15 protein-coding genes are annotated in these 17,614 nt (G+C 66.4%); 8 read left to right on the forward strand and 7 right to left on the reverse strand.

Annotation, left to right across the window (positions count from 1 at the left end; all coding sequences use genetic code 11):
• Nucleotides 1-97: 97 nt before the first annotated feature.
• From ACFO27_RS16340 to ACFO27_RS16365, 6 genes are all read right to left on the reverse strand, one after another.
• Nucleotides 98-736, reverse strand: a complete 639-nt coding sequence (locus ACFO27_RS16340) for an OmpW/AlkL family protein (RefSeq protein ID WP_376818302.1) — start codon at nucleotides 734-736, stop codon at nucleotides 98-100.
• A 181-nt stretch (nucleotides 737-917) separates the two neighbouring features.
• Nucleotides 918-1,214 carry a GNAT family N-acetyltransferase gene (locus ACFO27_RS16345; protein ID WP_376818258.1) on the reverse strand — a complete coding sequence of 99 codons (297 nt, stop codon included), beginning with the start codon at nucleotides 1,212-1,214 and terminating at the stop codon, nucleotides 918-920.
• Nucleotides 1,204-2,655, reverse strand: coding sequence for a bifunctional 2-methylcitrate dehydratase/aconitate hydratase (locus tag ACFO27_RS16350; protein ID WP_376818259.1), 1,452 nt, complete (start codon nucleotides 2,653-2,655; stop codon nucleotides 1,204-1,206). The genes ACFO27_RS16345 and ACFO27_RS16350 overlap by 11 nt, the downstream gene beginning before the upstream one ends.
• 25 nt (nucleotides 2,656-2,680) lie before the next feature.
• Nucleotides 2,681-3,919, reverse strand: coding sequence for a bifunctional 2-methylcitrate synthase/citrate synthase (gene prpC / locus ACFO27_RS16355; protein ID WP_376818260.1), 1,239 nt, complete (start codon nucleotides 3,917-3,919; stop codon nucleotides 2,681-2,683).
• Between the two features lie 53 nt (nucleotides 3,920-3,972).
• Nucleotides 3,973-4,872, reverse strand: a complete 900-nt coding sequence (gene prpB / locus ACFO27_RS16360) for a methylisocitrate lyase (RefSeq protein ID WP_376818261.1) — start codon at nucleotides 4,870-4,872, stop codon at nucleotides 3,973-3,975.
• A 189-nt stretch (nucleotides 4,873-5,061) separates the two neighbouring features.
• The gene (locus tag ACFO27_RS16365; protein ID WP_376818262.1) at nucleotides 5,062-6,051 is read right to left on the reverse strand and encodes a malate dehydrogenase; all 990 of its coding nucleotides are present in this window, start codon (nucleotides 6,049-6,051) and stop codon (nucleotides 5,062-5,064) included.
• 198 nt (nucleotides 6,052-6,249) lie between these two features.
• On the opposite strand from ACFO27_RS16365, the gene ACFO27_RS16370 reads away from it, so the two are divergent.
• The 7 genes from ACFO27_RS16370 to gltA all read left to right on the forward strand — a co-directional run bounded on the left by ACFO27_RS16370 (nucleotide 6,250) and on the right by gltA (nucleotide 11,977).
• Nucleotides 6,250-7,020 carry a GntR family transcriptional regulator gene (locus tag ACFO27_RS16370; RefSeq protein ID WP_323023563.1) on the forward strand — a complete coding sequence of 257 codons (771 nt, stop codon included), beginning with the start codon at nucleotides 6,250-6,252 and terminating at the stop codon, nucleotides 7,018-7,020.
• A 66-nt stretch (nucleotides 7,021-7,086) separates the two neighbouring features.
• The gene (sdhC, locus tag ACFO27_RS16375; RefSeq protein ID WP_323023562.1) at nucleotides 7,087-7,500 is read left to right on the forward strand and encodes a succinate dehydrogenase, cytochrome b556 subunit; all 414 of its coding nucleotides are present in this window, start codon (nucleotides 7,087-7,089) and stop codon (nucleotides 7,498-7,500) included.
• Nucleotides 7,500-7,880 carry a succinate dehydrogenase, hydrophobic membrane anchor protein gene (gene sdhD / locus ACFO27_RS16380; protein ID WP_376818263.1) on the forward strand — a complete coding sequence of 127 codons (381 nt, stop codon included), beginning with the start codon at nucleotides 7,500-7,502 and terminating at the stop codon, nucleotides 7,878-7,880. The genes sdhC and sdhD overlap by 1 nt, the downstream gene beginning before the upstream one ends.
• A 1-nt stretch (nucleotide 7,881) precedes the next feature.
• Nucleotides 7,882-9,657 (forward strand): succinate dehydrogenase flavoprotein subunit, encoded by a 1,776-nt coding sequence (sdhA, locus tag ACFO27_RS16385; protein WP_376818264.1) that lies wholly within the window; start codon nucleotides 7,882-7,884, stop codon nucleotides 9,655-9,657.
• Between the two features lie 13 nt (nucleotides 9,658-9,670).
• On the forward strand, nucleotides 9,671-10,387 hold the full coding sequence (locus ACFO27_RS16390; protein WP_376818265.1) for a succinate dehydrogenase iron-sulfur subunit: 717 nt from the start codon (nucleotides 9,671-9,673) through the stop codon (nucleotides 10,385-10,387).
• Nucleotides 10,388-10,396: 9 nt separating this feature from the next.
• The gene (locus ACFO27_RS16395) at nucleotides 10,397-10,660 is read left to right on the forward strand and encodes an FAD assembly factor SdhE (protein ID WP_376818266.1); all 264 of its coding nucleotides are present in this window, start codon (nucleotides 10,397-10,399) and stop codon (nucleotides 10,658-10,660) included.
• A 21-nt stretch (nucleotides 10,661-10,681) separates the two neighbouring features.
• Nucleotides 10,682-11,977, forward strand: coding sequence for a citrate synthase (gene gltA, locus ACFO27_RS16400; RefSeq protein WP_376818267.1), 1,296 nt, complete (start codon nucleotides 10,682-10,684; stop codon nucleotides 11,975-11,977).
• 105 nt (nucleotides 11,978-12,082) lie between these two features.
• On the opposite strand, the gene ACFO27_RS16405 is transcribed toward gltA, so the two are convergent.
• Entirely contained in the window at nucleotides 12,083-14,377 is a 2,295-nt protein-coding gene (locus ACFO27_RS16405; protein WP_376818268.1) for an NADP-dependent malic enzyme, read from the reverse strand.
• A 324-nt stretch (nucleotides 14,378-14,701) separates the two neighbouring features.
• On the opposite strand from ACFO27_RS16405, the gene ACFO27_RS16410 reads away from it, so the two are divergent.
• Nucleotides 14,702-17,581, forward strand: coding sequence for a 2-oxoglutarate dehydrogenase E1 component (locus tag ACFO27_RS16410; RefSeq protein ID WP_376818269.1), 2,880 nt, complete (start codon nucleotides 14,702-14,704; stop codon nucleotides 17,579-17,581).
• Nucleotides 17,582-17,614: the final 33 nt, after the last annotated feature.

Consider the following 17,614-nt stretch of genomic DNA (forward strand, 5'->3'; position numbering starts at 1 on the left):
AGACATAAGACCAGCCGCCCGAGCGGCTGTTTTCGTTTTCCCTTTCCTGGAGGCGGGCCGGGCGGTGCCCGGCCCTGGTGGGGGCTCCGAAATCCACTCAGAAGCGGTAGCCGACCCCGACGGTGGCGACCCAGGGGTTGATCTTGGTCTTGCCGATGTCCACGCCGTTCAGGTGGACGGTGGAGCGGATGTCGATGTAGCGCAGGTCGGCGTTCAGGAACCAGCGGTCGTTGAGCTTGTAGTCCACGCCGACCTGGGCGGCGACGCCCCAGGAATCGTCCAGGCTGAGATCGCTGCCCGACAGCGCGCCCCGGGTCTTGGTGTCGAAGAAGGTCGTGTAGTTCAGCCCCACGCCCACGTAGGGCTGGAAGGTGGCGTCCGGCAGGAAGTGCCATTGCAGGCTGAGGGTCGGCGGCAGGTGCTGGGTCGAGCCGATCTTGCCCATGCCGTCGGCGTTGATGGTGTGCTTGAAGGGATAGGCGCCCAGCAGTTCGATGCCGATGTTGCGCGTGGCCATGTAGGTCAGGGTGAAGCTGGGACGGGTGCTGCCGTCGATGTCCAGGTTGACGGTGCCGTTGGCCACGGTGCCGTTGTCGGACTTGGGCTCGACGTGCGTGACGCCGACCTTCAGCAGGATGTCGCCCGCTTCGTGAGCCAGCGCGGGACCGGCGGCGATCGAGCCGGCTGCCAATGCGCAGGCGAGGACGGTTTGACGGAGGCGGAATGCCATGAGGATCTCCCTACTAATGGTGTGGTTATGGAAGATCCTATTGTGTCGGAAGGCGCGCGCAGGCTACTTAATCCTGATCAAGGAAACCGCACTTTCACTTCTTTGTTAGCGTTTTTTTGCGCGTACGGAACTCGCGCGCGGAGGCCATGCTCCGCGCGCGGCCGGTGTATCCGGTCCGTCGGAGCGGTCAGTCGACCAGGTCCTGGTATTCCGGATGCCGCCGTACGAAGGCCGCCACGTACGAGCACAGCGGCCGGACCCGCCAGCCGCGCGCGCGGGCCGTGTCCAGCCCGGCGCGCACCAGGTCCGCGGCGATGCCGCGCCCGCCCACGGCGGCCGGCACCCCCGTGTGCGTGAACGACGCGACCGCGCCGTCCAGCGTGTAGTCCAGCACGCAGGCGTGGCCGTCCTCCGTCCATTCGAAACGGCGGGCGGCCTCGTCGTGGCGGATGGCCCGGGCGGGAGCGGGGGCCTCAGATGACATACAGGTCCACGTATTCGTGCACCGGCATGGCTTCCAGCGTGGCCTGGTCCAGCGACGCGTCCAGGATGCGCTGCTGCTGGCGGGCCGGGAACTGGCGCGCCAGGTTGCGGCGGAACTTGGCTTCCAGCAGCGGGATGCCGTCCTTGCGGCGGCGCTTGTGGCCGATCGGGTATTCGCAGACGATCTCGTCGAGCTTCGTGCCGTCCGTGAATTCGACCGTCAGCGCGTTGGCGATGGATCGCTTGTCCGGGTCGTGGTAGTCGGCGGTGAAGGCCGGGTCTTCCACGCACGTCATCTTGTCGCGCAGCGCATCGATGCGCGGATCGGCGGCCACGCCGTCCTCGTAGTCCGAGGCGGTCAGGCGGCCGAACAGGATGGGCACGGCCACCATGTACTGGATGCAGTGGTCGCGGTCGGCGGGGTTGTTCAGCGGGCCCTTCTTGTCGATGATGCGGATGCAGGCCTCGTGCGTGCGGATCGTGATCTTCTTGATGTCGGCGTCGGTCTTGCCCAGGGACTTGAGCTTTTCATGGATCTGCATGGCGCATTCCACCGCGGTCTGCGAGTGGAATTCGGCCGGGAAGGAGATCTTGAACAGCACGTTCTCCATCACGTAGGAGCCGTAGGGGCGCTGGAACTTGAAGGGCTGGCCCTTGAAGAGCACGTCGTAGAAGCCCCACACCGGCGCGGTCAGCACCGACGGATAGCCCATTTCACCGGTGCGGGCCATCAGGGCCAGGCGCACCGCGCGGCTGGTGGCGTCGCCCGCCGCCCAGGACTTGCGGCTGCCGGTGTTCGGCGCGTGGCGGTAGGTGCGCAGGCTCTGGCCGTCCACCCAGGCCAGGGACACGGCGTTGATGGTTTCCTCGCGCGACAGGCCGAGCATCTGCGAGACCACGGCGGTGGAGGCGACCTTCACCAGCACCACGTGGTCCAGGCCGACCTTGTTGAAGGAGTTTTCCAGCGCGATGCAGCCCTGGATCTCGTGGGCCTTGATCATGCCTTCGAGCACCGCGCGCATGGTCAGGGGCTTTTTGCCGGCGGCCACAGCGTTGCGCGACAGCCAGTCGGCCACGGCCAGGATGCCGCCGAGGTTGTCGGACGGATGGCCCCATTCGGCGGCCAGCCAGGTGTCGTTGAAGTCCAGCCAGCGGATCATGCAGCCGATGTTGAAGGCGGCCTGCACCGGGTCGAGCTGGAATTGCGTGCCGGGGACCTTGGCGCCGTTGGGCACGACGGTGCCGGGCACGATGGGGCCCATCAGTTTGCGGCAGGCCGGGTATTCCAGGGCTTCGAGGCCGCATCCCAGGGTGTCGATCAGGCAGTTGCGGGCGGTCTCCAGCGCCAGGGCGCTGTCGATCTTGTAGTCGAGGACGTAGTCGACGATGTCCACCAGGACCTGGTCGGGTTGGGGGCGAACGTTGGAAATTGGAGCGGACATGGGTGTTCCTGAAGAGAAGTGCGGCTTACTTGCGCTTGGCCAGGGGGACGAACTTGCGGTCTTCCGGACCGACGTAGTTGGCCGTCGGGCGGATGATCTTGTTGTCGATGCGCTGTTCGATGATGTGCGCCGACCAGCCGGCCGTGCGGGCGATCACGAACAGGGGGGTGAACATGGCGGTGGGCACGCCCATCATGTGGTAGGACACGGCCGAGAACCAGTCCAGGTTGGGGAACATCTTCTTGGCGTCCCACATCACGGATTCCAGGCGTTCGGCGATGTCGAACATCTTCATCGAGCCGGCCGACTTGGACAGGCTCTTGGCGACGGCCTTGATGACCTTGTTGCGGGGATCCGAAACCGTGTAGACGGGGTGGCCGAAGCCGATCACGACCTCCTTGGCCTCGACGCGGCGGCGGATGTCGGCCTCGGCCTCGTCCGGGGTGTCGTAGCGCTTCTGGATCTCGAAGGCGACCTCGTTGGCGCCGCCGTGCTTCGGACCGCGCAGCGCGCCGATGGCGCCGGTGATGGCCGAATACATGTCCGAGCCCGTGCCGGCGATCACGCGGCCGGTGAAGGTCGAGGCGTTGAATTCATGTTCCGCGTACAGGATCAGCGAGGTGTGCATGGCGCGGACCCATTCGTCGGACGGGGTCTCGCCGTGCAGCAGGTGCAGGAAATGGCCGCCGATGCTGTCGTCGTCGGTCTCGACGCTGATGACGCGGCCGTTGTGGCTGTAGTGGTACCAGTAGAGCAGGGCGGAGCCCAGGCTGGCCATCAGGCGGTCGGCGATGTCGCGCGCGTCGGGCAGGTTGTGGTCGTCCTTCTCGGGCAGCACGCAGCCCAGCACCGAGGCGGCCGTGCGCATCACGTCCATGGGATGGCTGGCGGCGGGCAGGGCCTCCAGGGCCACCTGGACCTGGGCGGGCAGGCCGCGCAGGCGGCGCAGCTTTTCCTTGTAGGCCTTCAGTTCGGCCGGGGTCGGCAGCTTGCCGTGGATCAGCAGGTGGGCGACTTCCTCGAATTCGCAGGTGTCGGCAATGTCCAGGATGTCGTAGCCGCGGTAGTGCAGGTCGTTGCCGCTGCGGCCCACCGTGCACAGCGCGGTGTTGCCCGCGACGATGCCCGACAGGGCCACGGACTTCTTGGGCTTGGGGCCGGCGGGCGCGGCGGCGGGGGCCGGCGCCTGGGCGACGGGCGCCTTGGGCGCGGCGGCCTTGCGGGCGGTGGTCTTCCGGGCTGCGGGGGTGTTCTTGGTCGCCATCAGGAGTCTCCTTGAGCGTGAGTGACGGATTGCGGTTCGGAGGCGGGTCCCGGTCAGGACGCCTTGTTCTTGCCCTGCCGGAACAGGGCGTCGAGCTGGTCTTCGTAGCGGTGGTAGCCGATCCGGTCGTAGAGCTCTTCGCGCGTCTGCATCAGGTCGAGCACCCGGTGCTGGTGGCCGTCGCGGCGGATGGCTTCATAGACGGTCTCGGCAGCCTTGTTCATGGCGCGGAAGGCCGACAGGGGGTAGAGCACGATGCCCACGCCCGCGCCCTTGAGTTCTTCGACCGTGAACAGCGGCGTCTTGCCGAATTCGGTGATGTTCGCCAGCACGGGGACGTTCAGGCTGCTGGAGAATTTCCGGTAGGTGTCCAGGTCGTAGGACGCTTCCGCGAAGATCGCGTCGGCGCCGGCCTCGACGCAGGCGTGCGCGCGCTCCAGGGCCGCGTCCACGCCGCTGACGGCGATCGCGTCGGTGCGCGCGATGACGTAGAAGTCGCTGTCGGTGCGGGCGTCGACGGCGGCCTTCACGCGGTCGGCCATTTCCTCGGTGCTGACGATTTCTTTGCCGGGCCGGTGGCCGCAGCGCTTGGCGCCGACCTGGTCCTCGATGTGGCAGCCGGCGGCGCCGAACTTGGTCAGGGACTTGACGGTGCGGGCGATGTTGAAGGCTGACGGCCCGAAGCCGGTGTCGATGTCCACCAGCAGCGGCAGGTCGCAGACGTCGGTGATGCGGCGCACGTCGGTCAGGACGTCGTCGAGCGTGTTGATGCCCAGGTCGGGCAGGCCGAGCGAGCCGGCGGCCACGCCGCCGCCCGACAGGTAGATGGTCCGGTAGCCAGCGCGCTGGGCCAGCAGGGCGTGATTGGCGTTGATGGCCCCGACGATCTGCAGGGGGGATTCTTCGATCAGGGCCTGGCGCAGCAGGGCGCCTGGAGAGGCGGGACGGGTCATGATGGACGCTCCGGTGGGCCGCCGGCGCCCGGCGTGCCCGGATTCGCGGCAGCATGCGCCCCGTGCGGGGCGCGATTCCGGTCGACGGCAGGGGCATTCTGGCCGCGAAGGGCCGGGCTGTCTGTCATCGGCCGGACATTCGGCGGCGGGCGCGGCGGCCTCGCGGGCGCGCGCCTGCCGTCTTCTGGCTTACTTCAGCAGTTCGGCGATGCCGTCGCGCTCTTCGAGCAGTTCCTTCAGGGTGAAGTCCATGCGCTCGCGCGAGAAGGCGTCGATCTCCAGGCCGGCGACGCGGGTGTATTCGCCGTTGGCCGTGGTGACCGGCACGCCGTAGATGATGCCTTCGGGGATGCCGTAGGAACCGTCGGAGGGCACGCCCATGGTGACCCACTTGCCGTTGGAACCCAGCACCCAGTCGTGGATGTGGTCGATGGCGGCGTTGGCGGCCGAGGCGGCTGAGGACAGGCCGCGCGCGGCGATGATGGCCGCGCCGCGCTTGCCGACGGTGGGGATGAAGGTGTCGGCGATCCAGGCGGGATCGTTGATCAGGGCCTGGACGGACTGGCCGCCGATGGTGGCGAAGCGCGTGTCCGGATACATGGTGGGCGAGTGGTTGCCCCACACGATCAGCTTCTCGATGTCGGCCACGGCCTTGCTGGTCTTGGCGGCGATCTGCGACAGCGCGCGGTTGTGATCCAGGCGCAGCATGGCGGTGAAGTTCTTGGCCGGCAGGTCCGGGGCGGACTTCATGGCGATGTAGGCGTTGGTGTTGGCCGGGTTGCCGACCACCAGCACCTTGACGTCGCGGCTGGCGACTTCGTTCAGGGCCTTGCCCTGGGCGGTGAAGATCTGGGCGTTGACGTGCAGCAGGTCCTTGCGCTCCATGCCAGGGCCGCGCGGACGGGCGCCGACCAGCAGGGCGATGTCCGCGTCCTTGAAGGCGGTGCGCGGGTCGCTGTGGGCGCTCATGCCGGCCAGCAGCGGGAAGGCGCAGTCGTCCAGTTCCATCATCACGCCCTGCAGGGCCTTCTGGGCCTTTTCATCGGGGATTTCGAGCAGCTGCAGGATGACGGGCTGGTCCTTGCCGAGCATTTCGCCCGAGGCGATGCGGAACAGCAGGGCATAGCCGATCTGGCCGGCGGCGCCGGTGACCGCGACGCGCATGGCGGGTTTGGACATGGTGATTCTCCGATAGAGTGAGAGGATATCCGGGGAGGGTGTTCGAAATTGCGGAAAAGAGTAGTGTATTTCATCGGTCAGCGTCAAGAGTCTTATATCTTATATAAGACAGAAGAGTATTAGACATCCAGCCCCGGAAGTGCGAAAATGCGTCGTTTCATTCCGTAGCATGGCCGCATCGCTGCATTCCTGACCGACATGTCCGAATCCCCCCCGATCGATCGCCCGCAGACGCCGAGCCGCGCGCCCCACAGCGCCGCGTTCAGCCCTCTGTACCAGCAGATCAAGGGCCTGATCCTGCAGGGCCTGGACCGGGGCGAATGGAAGCCCGGCGAATCGATCCCCAGCGAACTCGAACTGGCCGCCCGCTTCCAGGTCAGCCAGGGCACCGTGCGCAAGGCTATCGACGAGCTGGCCGCCGACAACCTGCTGATCCGCCGCCAGGGCAAGGGCACCTTCGTGGCCACGCACAACGAGGCCAAGGTGCGCTACCGCTTCCTGCGCCTGGCGCCCGACGACGGCCGCACCGGCGTGTCCAGCAGCCAGATCCTGGACTGCCGCCGCGCCAAGGCCTCGGCGGAAATCGCCGCCGCCCTGGACCTGCGCGCCGGGGACGCGGTCGTGAACATGCGCCGCGCGCTGTCCTTCGACGACGTGCCCACCATCCTGGACGACATCTGGCTGCCGGGCAGCGTCTTCAAGGGCCTGACCCTGGAATCGCTGCTGCGCTACCGGGGGCCGGTGTACGCCCTGTTCGAGACCGAATTCGGCGTCAGCATGGTGCGCGCCGAGGAAAAGATCCGCGCCGTGGCCGCGACCGACGTCCAGGCCGAACTGCTGCGGATCCAGCCCGGCAGCCCGCTGCTGCAGGTCGAGCGCATCGCCTACACCTACGGCGACCGCCCCATGGAATTGCGCCGCGGCCATTACGTCACGGAGCGCTACCATTACCGCAACAGTTTGAATTGACTCGCGGATGGGCGAAAATGCCGAGTGAGTCCCGAATTTCTTCCATTTTCCAACTACGAGGCCATCATGTCTGAATCAGCCACAAAGCCGCGCCCGCAGTTCCGTAACCTGGGGTTGAGCGACCTCATGAGTTACCGGCTGCCCCCGGCTGCCAAAGCATCCATCCTGCACCGGGTCAGCGGCGCGCTGCTTTTTCTGGCGCTGCCGCTGGTGATCGTGCCGCTGTTCGCGCAGAGCGTCCAGTCGCCCGAGACCTTCGCCGCCATGAAGGAATGGGTGGCGAATCCCGTCTGTAAGATCGTGCTGCTGGTCCTGATGTGGGGCTACTTCCACCATTTCTGCGCGGGCATCCGCTACCTGACGCTGGACCTGCACGTCGGCAATGCGCGCGAGCCTTCGCAGCGCTCCGGCGCCCTGGTGATCGGCGTGGCCCTGGCACTGACCGTGGTCTTCGGTCTCAAACTCTTTGGAGCATGGTAATGGCTCAAGAACGCATCGGTCGCAAGCGCCTGGTCGTGGGCGCGCACTACGGCACCCGCGATTTCATCGTCCAGCGCGCCACCGCCGTCATCATGGCGGTCTACACCCTGGTCCTGGTCCTGTACGCCGTCCTGGTCCCCAGCCTGGATTTCGAATCCTGGCGCGCCTTCTTCGCCTTCACCGTCGGCACGCTGCCGGTCGGGAAGCTGCTGGCCACGCTGGCCTTCCTGTCGCTCGCCTGGCACGCCTGGGTCGGCGTGCGCGACATCTGGATGGATTACGCCCATTCCGACGGCCTGCGCCTGTTCCTGCAGGTCCTGACCATTCTGTGGCTGGTGGCCGCGGTGGTCTTCTTCGGTCAAATTCTCTGGAGTCTCTAACGTGGCTGCTGTCAAGAAATCCCTTCCGCGCCGCCAGTTCGATGTGGTGGTCGTCGGTGCCGGCGGAGCCGGCCTGCGCTGTTCGCTGCAGCTGGCCCAGGCCGGCCTGTCCGTGGCCGTGCTCTCCAAGGTCTTCCCCACGCGCTCGCACACCGTGGCCGCCCAGGGCGGCGTCAGCGCCTCGCTGGGCAACATGAGCGAGGACCACTGGCAATGGCACATGTACGACACCGTCAAGGGCTCCGACTGGCTCGGCGACCAGGACGCGATCGAATTCATGGTCCGCGAGGCGCCCAATGCCGTGTACGAGCTCGAGCACTTCGGCATGCCCTTCGACCGCAATCCCGACGGCACCATCTACCAGCGCCCGTTCGGCGGCCACACGTCCCACTTCGGTGAAAAGCCCGTCCAGCGCGCCTGTGCCGCGGCCGACCGCACCGGTCACGCGATGCTGCACACGCTCTACCAGCGCAACGTCGCCGCCCGCACGCAGTTCTTCGTCGAATGGATGGCGCTCGACCTGCTGCGCAACAACGCCGGCGACGTGCTGGGCGTGACCGCGATGGAAATGGAAACCGGCGAGATCTTCGTCCTGGAAGCCAAGCACACCGTGCTGGCCACCGGCGGCGCCGGCCGGATCTGGGCCGCCACCACCAACGCCTTCATCAACACCGGCGACGGCCTGGGCATGGCCGCGCGCGCGGGCATCCCGCTGCAGGACATGGAATTCTGGCAGTTCCACCCCACCGGCGTGGCCGGCGCGGGCGTGCTGATCACCGAAGGCGTGCGCGGCGAGGGCGGCTTCCTGCTGAACAAGGACGGCGAGCGCTTCATGGAACGCTACGCGCCCCAGCTCAAGGACCTGGCTCCGCGCGACTTCGTGTCGCGCTCGATGGACCAGGAAATCAAAGAAGGCCGCGGCTGCGGCGACGGCAGCTACGTGCTGCTGAAGCTCGACCACCTGGGCGCGGAAACCATCACCAAGCGCCTGCCCTCGATCCGCGAGATCGCCATCAAGTTCGCCAACATCGACCCGATCAAGGACCCGATCCCCGTCGTGCCGACGATCCACTACCAGATGGGCGGCATCCCGGCCAACTACCACGGCCAGGTCGTCACCCGCGTCAACGGCCAGGAAAAGATCGTCAACGGCCTGTACGCGATCGGCGAGTGCGCGGCGACCTCGGTGCACGGCGCCAACCGCCTGGGCACCAATTCCCTGCTGGACCTGATCGTGTTCGGCCGCTCGGCGGGCAACTTCATCGTGTCCCAGCACCCGGAACGCGAGCACAGCCACCAGCCGCTGCCGGACACCGACATCGATGCCTCGCTGGACCGCGTCAACCGCCTGGAAACCCGCACCTCGGGCGAAAAGGCCCAGGACGTGGCCAACAAGATCCGCGTGGCCATGCAGGCCCATTGCGGCGTGTTCCGCAAGCTCGACCTGCTCAAGGAAGGCGCGGAAGTCATCGCCGGCCTGGTGCCCGAAGTCCAGGACATCTATTTCTCGGACAAGTCCAAGGTCTTCAACACCGCCCGCATCGAGGCCCTGGAAGTCGCCAACATGATCGAGGTCGCCCGCGCCACCACGAAGTCGGCGGCCCACCGCCTGGAATCGCGCGGCGCCCATGCGCTCGAGGAATACCCGGAACGCGACGACGTGAACTGGCTCAAGCACACCCTGTGGTTCGCCGAGGACGACCGCCTCGAATACACCCCGGTGCGCATGCAGCCCCTGACCGTGGACAGCATCCCGCCCAAGCCGCGCACCTTCTAATCTGGATATCGTCATGAGTCAAAAACGCATCGTGAAATTCGAGATCTACCGCTACGATCCGGACAAGGACGAACGGCCGTACATGCAGAAATTCGAGGTCGAGCTGCAGCCGACCGACAAGATGCTGCTGGACGCGATCCTGCGCATCAAGAACGAGCTCGACGACAGCCTGGCCCTGCGCCGGTCCTGCCGCGAGGGCGTGTGCGGGTCCGACGCCATGAACATCAACGGCAAGAACGGCCTGGCCTGCACGACCAACCTGCTGACGCTGAAGGAGCCCATCGTCCTCAAGCCGCTGCCCGGCCTGCCCGTGGTGCGCGACCTGATCGTGGACATGACCTTCTTCTTCGACCAGTACCATTCGATCAAGCCCTTCCTCATCAACGACACGCCGCCCCCCGAAAAGGAACGCTTGCAGTCGCCCGAGGAACGCGAGGAACTCAACGGCCTGTACGAATGCATCCTGTGCGGCTCCTGCTCGACCGCCTGTCCGTCCTTCTGGTGGAATCCGGACAAGTTCGTCGGCCCGGCCGGCCTGCTGCAGGCCTACCGCTTCATCGCCGATTCGCGCGACGAGGCCACCGGCGAACGCCTGGACAACCTGGAAGATCCCTACCGCCTGTTCCGCTGCCACACGATCATGAACTGCACGGACGTCTGCCCCAAGGGGCTGAATCCGTCGGCCGCGATCGGCAAAATCAAGGAAATGCTCGTGCGCCGCACGGTCTGAGGCCAGGACATGTCCGGCGACCTGTCCGTCCTGGATCGCGCCCGCCTGCGGTGGCGGGCGCGGCGCGGCCTGCTCGAAAACGATCTCATCATCACGCGCTTCCTGGATGCCCATGAAGCGCGGCTGACCGAGACCGACGTGCGGGCCTTGACGCAACTTTTCGAAATGGGCGACAACGAATTGCTCGATGTCCTGCTGGGCCGCACGGACCTGTCGGGTCCCTACGACGACCCCGACATCCGCCGGCTCGTCGAGCAGATGAAAGCGCTGTAACTTAAAGGAAGGAAGATTCACATGCAGCTATCCGATAAAAAAGCCACGCTATCGTTCTCCGACGGCAGCCCCTCGGTCGAGTTCCCCGTCTACCAGGGCACGGTGGGCCCGGACGTGATCGACATCCGCAAGCTCTACGGCCAGACCGGGATGTTCACCTACGACCCCGGCTTCATGGCGACGGCTTCCTGCGAATCCGCCATCACCTACATCGACGGCGACAAGGGCCAGCTGCTGTACCGCGGCTACCCGATCGACCAGCTGGCGACGAACTGCGACTTCCTGTCGATCTGCTACCTGATCATGAACGGCGAACTGCCCAGCGACCAGCAGAAGCAGGAATTCGACAGCCTGGTCACGCACCACACCCTGGTGCACGAGCAGATGCACACCTTCCTGCAGGGCTTCCGCCGCGACGCGCACCCGATGGCGGTGCTGACGGGCCTGGTGGGCGCGCTGTCGGCCTTCTACCACGACTCCACCGACATCACCAACCCGCGCCACCGCGAAGTCTCCGCGGTCCGCCTGATCGCCAAGATGCCGACCCTGGTCGCCATGGCGTACAAGCATTCCCTGGGCCAGCCCTTCATCTACCCGAAGAACGACCTGTCCTACACGGGCAACTTCCTGCGCATGATGTTCGCCACGCCCTGCGACGACTACCAGGTCAACGACGTGGTGGAACGCGCGCTGGACCGCATCTTCATCCTGCACGCCGACCACGAGCAGAACGCCTCCACCTCCACCGTGCGCCTGTGCGGTTCCTCGGGCACCAACCCGTTCGCCGCCATCGCGGCCGGCGTGGCCTGCCTGTGGGGCCCGGCGCACGGCGGCGCCAACGAAGCCTGCCTGAACATGCTGGAAAGCATCCAGGCCCAGGGCGGCGTGTCCAAGGTCGGCGAGTTCATGGAGAAGGTCAAGGACAAGAACTCCGGCGTGCGCCTGATGGGCTTCGGCCACCGGGTCTACAAGAACTACGACCCGCGCGCCAAGCTGATGCAGGAAACCTGCCGCGAAGTCCTCGACGCCCTGGGCCTGCACAACGACCCGCTGTTCAAGCTCGCGATGGAACTGGAACGCATCGCCCTGGAAGACCCGTACTTCGTGGAACGCAAGCTCTACCCGAACGTGGACTTCTACTCGGGCATCGTGCAGCGCGCCATCGGCATCCCGACCTCGCTGTTCACGGCGATCTTCGCCCTGGCCCGCACGGTGGGCTGGATCGCCCAGTGGAACGAGATGCTGTCCGATCCCAACTACAAGATCGGCCGTCCGCGCCAGCTGTACACCGGCGCCGCGGTGCGCGACGTGAAGTAATCCTTCCGTCTCGCCGCAGCAAGAAAAACGGGCCTCGCGGCCCGTTTTTCTTGCCAGGCCGTCTTGCCGGGCGCATCGCGTCCGGCAAGGCGGCGCGTCGGCGGCTTACGCCGCCTGGCCCGCCTCCTGCTGGGCGTCCACCACGGCCAGGGCCGTCATGTTGACGATCCGGCGCACCGTGGAGCTGGTGGTCAGGATGTGCACCGGGCGCGCGGCGCCCAGCAGCACCGGACCCATGGCCACGCCGTGGCTGCCGGTCATCTTCAGCATGTTGTAGGTGATGTTGCCGGCGTCCAGGTTGGGCATGATCAGCAGGTTGGCCGGCCCCGTCAGCGTCGTGTCGGGGTAGGCCTTGACGCGGATGGTCTCGGACAGGGCCGAGTCCGCGTGCATCTCGCCGTCGACCTCCAGTTCGGGCGCGCGCTGCGCGATCAGGCGCCGCGCCTCGGCCATCTTGCGGGAGGACGCCGAGGGGCGGCTGCCGAAGTTGGAGTGCGAGAGCAGGGCGACCTTGGGCACGATGCCGAAGCGGCGGACTTCCTCGGCGGCCTGGATCGTCATGTCGGCGACCTGCTCGGCGGTGGGATCCTCGTTGACGTGCGTGTCGCAGATGAACAGGGTCTGGGTCGGCAGCATCAGCACGTTCATGGCCGCGTAGGTGCGGGCCGTGGGCTTCAGGCCGATGATCTCCTCGACGTACTTCAGCTGGTTGTCGAAGCGGCTGGCCACCCCGCAGAGCATGGCGTCGGCGTCGCCGCGCTGCAGCAGCATCACCCCGATCAGGGAGTTGTGCTTGCGCACCATCGCCTTGGCGATGTCGGGCGTGACGCCGTCGCGGCCGCGCAGCTTGTAGTAGGCGTTCCAGGTCTCGTTGAAGCGCGAGTCGTCCTCGGGATTCACGAGCTCCACGTTCTCGCCGGGCACCAGGCGCAGGCCGAACTTCTGGATGCGCATGTCGATGACGGCCGGGCGGCCGATCAGGATCGGCTGCGCGAAGCCTTCGTCCAGCACCGTCTGGGCGGCGCGCAGGACGCGCTCGTCCTCGCCGTCGGCGTAGATCACGCGCTTGGGCGCGGACTTGGCCTGGCGGAACAGCGGGCGCATCAGCTGGCCCGAGTGGTAGACGATGCTCATCAGGGACTGGCGGTAGGCGTCCATGTCCTCGATGGGGCGGCGGGCCACGCCGGAATCCGCGGCCGCCTGGGCGATGGCCGGGGCGATCTTGACGATCAGGCGCGGGTCGAAGGGCTTGGGAATGATGTATTCCGGGCCGAAGGACAGGTCCTGGTCGGCGTAGGCGCCGGCGACCTCGGCGCTGCTCTCGGCCTGGGCCAGTTCGGCGATGGCCTTGACGCAGGCGAGCTTCATCTCTTCATTGATGACGGTGGCGCCGCAGTCCATCGCGCCGCGGAAGATGAAGGGGAAGCACAGCACGTTGTTGACCTGGTTCGGATAGTCCGAACGGCCGGTGGCGATGATGCAGTCGGGCCGGGCGGCCTTGGCGTCCTCGGGGCGGATCTCGGGATCGGGATTGGCCAGGGCCAGGATCAGCGGGCGGTCGGCCATGGAGCGCACCATGTCCTGGGTCAGCACGCCGGGGGCCGAGCAGCCCAGGAACACGTCGGCGCCCTTGCAGACGTCGGACAGGGTGCGGGCGTCGGTCTTCTGGGCGTAGCGGGCCTTGTTGGCCTCCATCTTCTCGTCGCGGCCTTCCCAGATCACGCCGCGCGAATCGACCACGTAGACGTTCTGCCGCGAGACGCCGAGCTTGACCATCAGGTCCAGGCAGGCGATGGCGGCGGCCCCCGCGCCCGAGCACACCAGCTTGACCTGGCCGATGTCCTTGCCCACGACCTTCAGGCCGTTCAGGACGGCGGCCGAGGAGATGATCGCGGTGCCGTGCTGGTCGTCGTGGAAGACGGGGATCTTCATGCGCTCGCGCAGCTTCTTCTCGATGTAGAAGCATTCCGGCGCCTTGATGTCCTCCAGGTTGATCCCGCCCAGCGTCGGCTCCAGCGCGGCGATGATGTCGACCAGCTTGTCCGGGTCGTGCTCGTTCAGCTCGATGTCGAAGACGTCGATGCCGGCGAACTTCTTGAACAGGCAGCCCTTGCCTTCCATGACGGGCTTGGCGGCCAGCGGACCGATGTTGCCCAGGCCGAGCACGGCCGTGCCGTTGGTGACCACGCCCACCAGGTTGGCGCGCGAGGTGTAGCGGGCCGCGGCCGCCTCGCCCTCGGCGTGGATGGCCATGCTGGCGGTCGCCACGCCCGGGGAATAGGCCAGGGTCAGGTCGTCCTGGTTGGCCAGGGGCTTGGTCGGCACGACGGAGATCTTGCCGGGGGTGGGAAACTCGTGGTAATCGAGCGCCAGCTTGGCGCGGTCGTCTTTCAGGTCCATGGCTGCCTGTGCTCCTGCGAGGTTTTTATATCGTTCGTATCGGTGAGGGAATGATTCGCCCGGATCGGATTTTCGCCGCCGGGCCGCCCGAGTGTTTGTTAATCCCAACGCCAGCCGGGCGAAAAGCGGCCTGGAACGGGCGTTTTCGGCCGATCAGTTTAAACCCGCGCCGCGAGGCGGGTATACTTTGCCCTTAATACGGCTTATGCAAGGCGTCGTACCGCTGCCTTCTGCCCCTGCTATCCGCTAATCGGTCTGGCCGAGTCGCGGAAGGTTTCTCAATCTGCATCGTTCGGGTGAAGCACCCGTCAGGTGAAGCGCACAATGTCCACGGAACAAGAACTCCAGTCCAATTCCTATTTGTTCGGCGCCAACGCGCCCTACGTAGAAGACCTCTACGAAGCCTATCTCGACAATCCGGGTTCCATTCCGGACCAATGGCGCTCCTACTTCGATCAGTTGCAGCACCAGCCCGCCGCCGACGGCCGCGAAGCCACCCGCGACCAGGCCCACGCCCCGATCGTCGCCTCCTTCGCCCAGCGCGCCCGCGAAAACGCGTTCCAGATCCGTCCCGCGCAGGCCTCCGACCAGGCCCTGGCCATCGCCAGCAAGCAGGTCTACGTCCAGTCGATCATCGCCGCCTACCGCTCGCTGGGCTCGCGCATCGCCCAGCTCGACCCCCTGAAGCGCCGCGACCGTCCGGAAATCCCGGAACTGGACCCCGCCTTCTACGGCCTGTCCGAGGCCGACCTGGACCAGATCTATTCGGCCACGAACACGTATTTCACCAAGGCCGACACGATGACCATGCGGGACATCCTCAAGGCCCTGCGTGACACGTACTGCCGCAACGTCGGCGCCGAATTCATGCACATCTCCGATCCGGCGGTCAAGCGCTGGATCCAGGAACGCCTGGAATCCACGCTGGGCGTGCCCGAGCTCTCCGTCGACGAAAAGCGCAACATCCTGCGCCAGGTGACCGAGGCCGAAGGCCTGGAACGCTTCCTGCACACCAAGTACGTCGGCCAGAAGCGCTTCTCCCTGGAAGGCGGCGAAAGCTTCATCGCCTCGATGGACGAGGTCGTGAACCATGCCGGCGAGAACGGCGTCCAGGAAATCGTCGTGGGCATGGCCCACCGCGGCCGCCTGAACATGCTGGTCAACATCATGGGCAAGATGCCCGGCGACCTGTTCGCCGAATTCGAGGGCAAGCACGCCCAGTCCCTGAGCGACGGCGACGTCAAGTACCACAACGGCTTCTCCAGCGACCTGTCCACGCGCGGCGGCCCGGTCCACCTGTCGCTGGCCTTCAACCCCTCGCACCTGGAAATCGTCAACCCGGTGGTCGAAGGCAGCGTGCGCGCCCGCCAGGACCGCCGCGGCGACTCGGTCGGCGACCAGGTCCTGCCGGTGCTGGTGCACGGCGACGCGGCCTTCGCCGGCCAGGGCGTGGTGATGGAAACCCTGAACCTGGCCCAGACGCGCGGCTACGGCACGGGCGGCACGCTGCACATCGTCATCAACAACCAGATCGGCTTCACGACCTCCGACCCGCGCGACACGCGTTCCACGCTGTACTGCACGGACGTGGTCAAGATGATCGAGGCGCCGGTCTTCCACGTCAACGGCGACGATCCCGAGGCCGTGGTCTTCGTCACCCGCCTGGCCCTGGACTACCGCCAGCAGTTCAAGCACGACGTGGTCGTGGACATCGTCTGCTTCCGCAAGCTGGGCCACAACGAACAGGACACGCCGTCCCTGACCCAGCCGCTGATGTACAAGAGCATCGGCACGCACCCCGGCACGCGCAAGCTCTACGCCGACCGCCTGGTCGCCCAGGGCGTGCTGGCCGCGGACGAGCCCGACCTGCTGGTCAAGGACTACCGCCAGCTCATGGAAGACGGCCAGCGCACGGTCGAACCCGTCCTGACCGACTACAAGAACAAGTACTCCACCGACTGGTCGCCGTTCCTGGGCGCCAAGTGGACGGACCACGCCGACACTGGCATCCCCCTGGCCGAGCTGACCCGCATCGGCGAACGGCTCACCCAGGTGCCGGACGGCTTCACCGTCCATCCGCTGGTCAAGAAGCTGCTGGCCGACCGCCTGGCCATGGCGCGCGGCGAGCATCCCGTGGACTGGGGCATGGGCGAGCACCTGGCCTTCGCCACCCTGGTGGCCAACGGCTACGCCATCCGCATCACCGGCCAGGATTCCGGCCGCGGCACCTTCACCCACCGCCACGCCGTGCTGCATGACCAGAAGCGCGAGCGCTGGGACGACGGCACCTACGTGCCCCTGCAGAACGTGTCCGAGGGCCAGGCGCCGTTCACGGTGATCGACTCCGTGCTGTCCGAAGCCGCGGTGCTGGGCTTCGAATACGGCTACGCCACCGCCGAGCCCAACGTGCTGACCATCTGGGAAGCCCAGTTCGGCGACTTCGCCAACGGCGCCCAGGTCGTGATCGACCAGTTCATCTCGTCGGGCGAGGCCAAGTGGGGCCGCCAGTGCGGCCTGACGCTGATGCTGCCGCACGGCTACGAGGGCCAGGGCCCCGAGCACTCCTCGGCGCGCATCGAGCGCTTCCTGCAGCTGTGCGCGGACAACAACATGCAGGTCGTCCAGCCGACCAACGGCGCGCAGATCTTCCACGTGCTGCGCCGCCAGATGATCCGCCCCTTCCGCAAGCCGCTGGTCATCTTCACGCCCAAGTCGCTGCTGCGCAACAAGAACGCCACCTCGCCCCTGGAAGACCTGGCCACCGGCAGCTTCCAGCCCGTGATCGGCGAAGTCGACGCGAACATCGCGCCGGACGACGTGAAGCGCGTGCTGCTGTGCTCGGGCAAGGTCTATTACGACCTGACGCACGCCCGCGCCGAGCAGGACCGCAAGGACGTCGCCATCCTGCGCATCGAGCAGCTCTATCCCTTCGCCCACAAGTCCTTCCAGGCCGAACTGCAGAAATATCCCAACGCCAAGGAACTGGTCTGGGTCCAGGACGAACCGCAGAACCAGGGGCCGTGGTTTTACGTGCAGCACCACCTGTACGAGAACATGAGCGACGGCCAGAAGCTCGGCTACGCCGGCCGCCCGGCCTCGGCCTCGCCCGCCGTCGGCTACCTGGCCAAGCACCAGGAACAGCAGCGCGCCCTGATCGAGCAGGCCTTCTCGGCCAAGCTCAAGAGCTTCTCGCTGATCAAGTAATCCGACCTCCCTCAAATACAGACAAAACGGAAA

Source organism: Castellaniella denitrificans (assembly GCF_042653765.1).
GTDB lineage: Bacteria > Pseudomonadota > Gammaproteobacteria > Burkholderiales > Burkholderiaceae_B > Castellaniella > Castellaniella denitrificans.

Coding starts and splice junctions, on each gene's coding strand:
- ACFO27_RS16345 (WP_376818258.1), bottom strand. CDS start 1,214: ATGTCATCTGAGGCCCCCGCTCCCGCCCGGGCCATCCGCCACGACGAG.
- ACFO27_RS16350 (WP_376818259.1), bottom strand. CDS start 2,655: ATGTCCGCTCCAATTTCCAACGTTCGCCCCCAACCCGACCAGGTCCTG.
- prpC (WP_376818260.1), bottom strand. CDS start 3,919: ATGGCGACCAAGAACACCCCCGCAGCCCGGAAGACCACCGCCCGCAAG.
- prpB (WP_376818261.1), bottom strand. CDS start 4,872: ATGACCCGTCCCGCCTCTCCAGGCGCCCTGCTGCGCCAGGCCCTGATC.
- ACFO27_RS16365 (WP_376818262.1), bottom strand. CDS start 6,051: ATGTCCAAACCCGCCATGCGCGTCGCGGTCACCGGCGCCGCCGGCCAG.
- ACFO27_RS16370 (WP_323023563.1), top strand. CDS start 6,250: ATGTCCGAATCCCCCCCGATCGATCGCCCGCAGACGCCGAGCCGCGCG.
- sdhC (WP_323023562.1), top strand. CDS start 7,087: ATGTCTGAATCAGCCACAAAGCCGCGCCCGCAGTTCCGTAACCTGGGG.
- sdhD (WP_376818263.1), top strand. CDS start 7,500: ATGGCTCAAGAACGCATCGGTCGCAAGCGCCTGGTCGTGGGCGCGCAC.
- ACFO27_RS16390 (WP_376818265.1), top strand. CDS start 9,671: ATGAGTCAAAAACGCATCGTGAAATTCGAGATCTACCGCTACGATCCG.
- ACFO27_RS16395 (WP_376818266.1), top strand. CDS start 10,397: ATGTCCGGCGACCTGTCCGTCCTGGATCGCGCCCGCCTGCGGTGGCGG.
- gltA (WP_376818267.1), top strand. CDS start 10,682: ATGCAGCTATCCGATAAAAAAGCCACGCTATCGTTCTCCGACGGCAGC.
- ACFO27_RS16405 (WP_376818268.1), bottom strand. CDS start 14,377: ATGGACCTGAAAGACGACCGCGCCAAGCTGGCGCTCGATTACCACGAG.
- ACFO27_RS16410 (WP_376818269.1), top strand. CDS start 14,702: ATGTCCACGGAACAAGAACTCCAGTCCAATTCCTATTTGTTCGGCGCC.